Raw genomic sequence first — 5,209 nt, forward strand, 5'->3', positions numbered from 1 at the left:
GCCGGCCTGTTTGGGTTGCCACTCGCCGGGCGGCACCGGCAATGCGCCCGCCGCCTACCCACGCCTGGGCGGTCAGCACGCTGCGTACATTGAAAAGCAGTTGAAAGACTTCCGCGCCGGCAATCGCACCAACGATGGCGACAATAAAATCATGCGCGATGTGGCGGCACAACTGAGCGACGCTGAAATCAGTGCGCTGGCCAACTACATTGCCGGCCTGCACCCCTAAGCCGGTTTAGTGTAAAAAGGCGACTCAGGTCGCCTTTTTTATTGGGTTAAGCCTGGGTTCAGCTCGTCTTGCCTAGAGTGGTGCTTAAAGCCGGGCATCGGCCTTGCGCGCCGCGCCCGAAACCCGAATAATTCAGCCAAACTTAAATAACTGGAGTGACGTTATGCGTATTGTAGTGGCCTTGGTGGGTCTATTGGTTTCCTTGGTGGCCTGTGCCGACTCTCAGGCGCCCGCTAAGTATCAAGCGGGAACTCACTATACGGTGCTGGACAACCCCGTGCGCACCGCCGATGCCGATAAAATCGAAGTCACGGAAGTGTTTTGGTACGGCTGCAGCCACTGTTTTCATTTCGAGCCGCTGGTAAAAACCTGGAAAGCCAACCTGGCTGAAGATGTTGCCTTTGTGCGCTCGCCCGCCATGTGGAACAAACCCATGGAACTGCACGCGCGCGCGTTTTACACCGCCAAGGCGCTGGGCGTTTTGGAGCAACTGCACGAGCCATTGTTTGACGCTATGAATGTGCGCAAGCAGCGCCTGGCTGACGAGGCGGAAATTTCGGCACTGTTTGCGGCCAACGGCGTTGATGCAGACAAGTTTGCCAAGGTGTTTAACTCCTTTGGTGTGACCGGTCAGGTGCGCCAGGCCGATGCCCGCGCGCGCAGCTACCGCATCACGGGCACCCCAGAGCTGGTCGTGGACGGCAAATACCGCATTTCCACCAAGGCCGCCGGTGGCCAGCAGCAAATGTTGGATGTGGCAGACTTCCTGATTGAAAAGATCCGCGCCGAGCGCGCGCAGTGAGTACCAATTAGTTATCCAAAGGGGCCTCAGGGCCCCTTTTTTGTGGCCGCTGACTACACTGGAGAGCATGTCTTACATGTTAAGGAAGTGCAGTGGATTCAAGTCAAAAAGACGCGGCCTATTGGAAGAAAAAATACCGCGACCTCCTGCGCGAAAATGAAAGCAAGCGCGGCGACAATACCGAGGAGTTGCAGCAGGCCATCGAGAAGCTGGCGCGCACCGCAGCACTGCTGGACAAGCAACTGGCCGATGGGCTCAATCCCGTGTACCAGCAAGCCAAGCGCAAGGCCTGGGGCAGGCCGGGTCAACTGGCTTTGCTGGAGCAAACCCTGGATAACTTTCAACGCCAGCTGAGTCTAACCCGCGAACGCGAAAAATCAGCCCTTGCCGAGGTGCAGTCGGCCCTCAGCGCGTTTCCGCTCGATGGCGCCAGCAAGAAAAACCTGAAACTCGCGCACAAGCTGTTCGCCAAGCAGTCTTTTGCCAATGAGTGGGCGCCGGTACTCGAGGCGCTAAGCAATCTCAAACCAGTGCCGGTGCAAGCGGCGGGCGACAAGCCCGGTTTGCTGGCGGGTCTATTTGGTCGCAGTGCAGCCGCCGAGCAGTCGGCGTCAAGTGCGGCCGAGGCCGAGCCCACGCAGGCCGACGAGATCCTGGTATCCGACGCCGAGACAGCGCACACGCCAGCGGCCGGCACCGAACCCGACACAAAACCCGGTACAGAGTCCGACAATGAGCCCCGGCCAGCCCCGGCGGCCGATACCGGCCCCGCCATGGGCATAAGCGGCGAATTGATTGAGCACCCCAGTGGGCCGGTGCACGAGCCCGCCTTTAGTAAAATCAGCGATCGCATCTCGCGGGTGCTGGGTGATTTGCTGGCCCAAATAGAGCCAGAGCCCAATGTGGCGGACAAAGCGGAGGCGGCCAAAACCCGGATCGACAAGGGCTTGAACTGGTATGAGCTGGTGCCCACGCTAGAAGATATCCGCGACTTGGTCATGGCACTACTTATCAATGCCAAGCAAGATTATCGGCAGTATTTGCTGCACCTACTGGAGCAAATAAATCAAATGATCACCATGGCGGGCAGCGCCGTGGAAGCCGCCAGCGCAGTCGTTAACGCGGAGGAGCAGTTGATCATTGATCTGGACAGCGAAGTGGGTGCCTTTGATCAGGCGATCCAGTCTATTTCCGATGTGACTGAGCTCAAGCAGGTGATCGAGGCGCGCGTGCAATCGTTGGCCAGTGTCATCAGTCAGCGCAAAAATGCGCGCGCGGCAGAAGATGGGGCCGTTCAGAAAATACAAGCCCTGGAAAAAACCATTGCGCAGTTGCGCGAGGAGGCGCAGCAGCGCCAGGCGGAGCTCGAATCGCAGCGCCAGAAGGCGCGCACCGATAACCTCACCGGCCTGCCCAATCGCGAGGCCTACAACGAGCGACTGCACCACGAAATAGAGCGTTTCCGGCGCTACAACCGGGCGCTCACCCTGGTGGTGTGCGACATAGACCACTTCAAAAAATTTAACGATGACTACAGTCACCAAGTGGGCGATCGGGTGTTAAAGGTGGTGAGCAACGCCATACAAAAACAACTGCGCGATGTGGATTTTATGGCGCGCTACGGGGGCGAAGAATTTGTGGTGCTGTTTCCGGAAACCGAAGGCCCCGATGGCCTGACGAAAATGGAGCGCATCCGCGCGGCGGTGGCTGCCACCAAGTTCAAGTTCAAAGACCAGCATTTGGCCATCACCTTTTCCGCTGGCCTGGCGCAGGCCCGAGCGGGTGACACCGGCAGCCAGCTGTTTGCCCGGGCAGACCAAGCCCTGTACAAGGCGAAAGCTGCGGGGCGCAATCGTTGCCTGGTGGATGACGCAGCGGCCGAGGTATGACATTATAGTCTTATAAACTATAAGGTCGATTGAGTTGCCAAATGAACCCTGTTATTCCGCCCAGAGCTGAAGCGTCGTACCCACACCCGAACAACAACCTACACAATACCCTGGCCAATCCAACCTGCCTTTGGTCGGCCGCCGCCACACTGGGCGAGAGTCCACTGTGGGAGCCGCATGAACAGTGCCTTTACTGGTTGGATATTAAGGCGAGCAAGCTACACAGGCTCGCGTGGCGTACTGGCCAACAGCACAGCTGGCCACTTTCGGAGACTGTCACGAGTCTTGCCTTAACTAAGGTGCCGGGTCGCTTGCTGGCCACCTGCCGCAACCGCTTGGCGTGGTTGTGGGTGAATGCAGACGTCGAGTTTTTGCCGCAATTGGCGTCGATAGTCAGCCTGGATCAGCGCTGTTTGGGCCAGGAGCCCACCAGCAACCGGTTTAACGATGGCAAGGTCGATCCCAAGGGGCGTTTCTGGGCCGGTACCATGGACGACGGCGAGCAGGCGGACAGCGGCCATCTTTACTGTGTGCAACAAGGCGCGGTAACGCGGGCCGACGGCGGCTATTGCATCACCAATGGCCCCACCTTTAGCCCCGACGGCGATACGCTCTACCACACCAACAGCACAACCCGCACCACCTTTGCCTTCGATGTTTCCGAGGCGGGACAGCTGGCAAACAAGCGGGTGTTTTACCGCACACCCGATGCCCATGGCTACCCAGATGGCATGACCACCGATAGCGAGGGCTGCCTCTGGTTGTGCCATTTTTTTGGGGGTCAGCTAACGCGCCTATCGCCCGCAGGTGAAGTGTTGGCGCGAGTGCCGATGCCTGTGTCGAACATCACTTCCTGCTGTTTTGGCGGGCCCGAGCGAGACATTTTGTTTATCACCACGGCGCGCTGGGCGCTCGCGGACGCCCAGTTGGCGGGACAGCCGCTGGCCGGCGGCTTATTTGCACTCAGGCCGGGAGTTACAGGGCTGCCGGCCGCGGTTTACAGTGGCGATTAAGCCACTGCTAGCAAAGCTTGCCTCGGACGCCTGTTGCAATAGGGGGCAATGCGCGCGTCCAGCTTGAGCGACGCGGCCGGATCAGGGTTGGTCGGACCAAACGGCAAACTCATTGCCACTGGGTTCCAGAAAATGAAACCGTTGACCGCCGGGGAAACTGAAGGTGGCTTTATTAATAGTGCCGCCGGCGGCGACGATTTTTGCCTGCGTGGCGGCGAGATCAGTGCTGTAAAAGACGAGTAGTGCAGCGCCCTGGTTGGTGACGGAGGCGAGCTCGGCGCGGTAAAAACCGCCCTCCAGACCCTGGTGGTCAAAGGCGGTGTAGTCCGGGCCGTAGGCGGTAAAACGCCAACCGAAGGCGGCGCTGAAAAACGCCTGCGTTGCGGCCAGGTCGGCGGCCGGGAATTCAACATAATTCAGCTTTTCATGGTCGGCCATGGCCGCGCCTCCTGGCATTTTTGAAGGGTTTGTTACTTAGAGCTTGCGGCCCAACCGCTTTTCCACTTGTTTGCGCTCCCAATCCTGGCCGAAGAAATTGGTCACTTCAAACACGTTCATACCGTGTATGGCGACGCCAATACCCCAACCGAGCGCCGGCCAAATAACCCACAGATAACCCGGGTTGGTGGCCAGATTAATAAACAGCAGGAACGTGATGAATATCAGGTAGCTGGCCAGGTTGGAATAGAAGCCTTTTAAGTCGCGCACATATTCGAGCGCGTCTTTTTCATCTTCCGTCATGTTCTTGTGTAGCGTATTTAAGTTTTCAGGGGTCATGGGTTTTTCCTCTTGCTGTAAGGCTGAAAGTTCAACATCAAATACAGCGGCGAGGGACTTCACGGTTTCCAGGCCGGGTGTTTGGCCGCGCTCTATGCGCTGAATAGTGCGTACAGAAAGGCCTGAAACTTCGGCTAACTGCTCTTGCGACCAACCCTTTTGTAAACGTAACTTCCGGATAATCATGTGTCCTCCTTGCTGTGGCAACCATAGTGGGAAAAGGGCCCTGCCGGTACCACGTCGAAAACCCGACAGTTACATGACATGCTTTATAATTCAATAGGTTAGAAGTGATAGTTGACAGGTAAATGGCACCTGCTGGCGGCTGCGGTAGCCAACCGCTGGCCGCCATTTCTAGGTGTCGGGCGGGCTGTTGGCGCCGGGCTCGGCGTCTTCCAGCTCGGTGGTTACCCGTTGCACCAGCTTTACCCGGCCGGTTTTTACCAGGGCATCGCGCAGGACATACTCGATTTGCGCATTCAGACAGATCGGAAGAGCG

The 5,209-nt window shown here is 58.0% G+C and carries 6 protein-coding genes; 4 read left to right on the forward strand and 2 right to left on the reverse strand.

Annotated elements, in window-relative coordinates:
• From ACW8F6_RS09535 to ACW8F6_RS09550, 4 genes are all read left to right on the forward strand, one after another.
• A partial coding sequence (locus ACW8F6_RS09535; protein WP_491575633.1) for a c-type cytochrome occupies positions 1 to 229 on the forward strand: 229 nt, incomplete at its 5' end.
• A gap of 163 nt (positions 230 to 392) precedes the next feature.
• On the forward strand, positions 393 to 1,031 hold the full coding sequence (locus tag ACW8F6_RS09540; RefSeq protein ID WP_491575634.1) for a thiol:disulfide interchange protein DsbA/DsbL: 639 nt from the start codon (positions 393 to 395) through the stop codon (positions 1,029 to 1,031).
• A 92-nt stretch (positions 1,032 to 1,123) separates the two neighbouring features.
• Positions 1,124 to 2,920: a GGDEF domain-containing protein gene (locus tag ACW8F6_RS09545; RefSeq protein ID WP_491575635.1), complete on the forward strand. Its 1,797-nt coding sequence runs from the start codon at positions 1,124 to 1,126 to the stop codon at positions 2,918 to 2,920.
• Between the two features lie 41 nt (positions 2,921 to 2,961).
• Positions 2,962 to 3,933 carry an SMP-30/gluconolactonase/LRE family protein gene (locus ACW8F6_RS09550; RefSeq protein WP_491575636.1) on the forward strand — a complete coding sequence of 324 codons (972 nt, stop codon included), beginning with the start codon at positions 2,962 to 2,964 and terminating at the stop codon, positions 3,931 to 3,933.
• A gap of 81 nt (positions 3,934 to 4,014) precedes the next feature.
• On the opposite strand, the gene ACW8F6_RS09555 is transcribed toward ACW8F6_RS09550, so the two are convergent.
• Together ACW8F6_RS09555 and ACW8F6_RS09560 are read right to left on the reverse strand one after the other, a co-directional pair.
• Positions 4,015 to 4,371 carry a VOC family protein gene (locus tag ACW8F6_RS09555; RefSeq protein WP_491575637.1) on the reverse strand — a complete coding sequence of 119 codons (357 nt, stop codon included), beginning with the start codon at positions 4,369 to 4,371 and terminating at the stop codon, positions 4,015 to 4,017.
• A gap of 36 nt (positions 4,372 to 4,407) precedes the next feature.
• Positions 4,408 to 4,896: a 2TM domain-containing protein gene (locus ACW8F6_RS09560; protein ID WP_491575638.1), complete on the reverse strand. Its 489-nt coding sequence runs from the start codon at positions 4,894 to 4,896 to the stop codon at positions 4,408 to 4,410.
• Positions 4,897 to 5,209 lie beyond the last annotated feature (313 nt).

It is taken from the genome of Simiduia sp. (assembly GCF_058345725.1).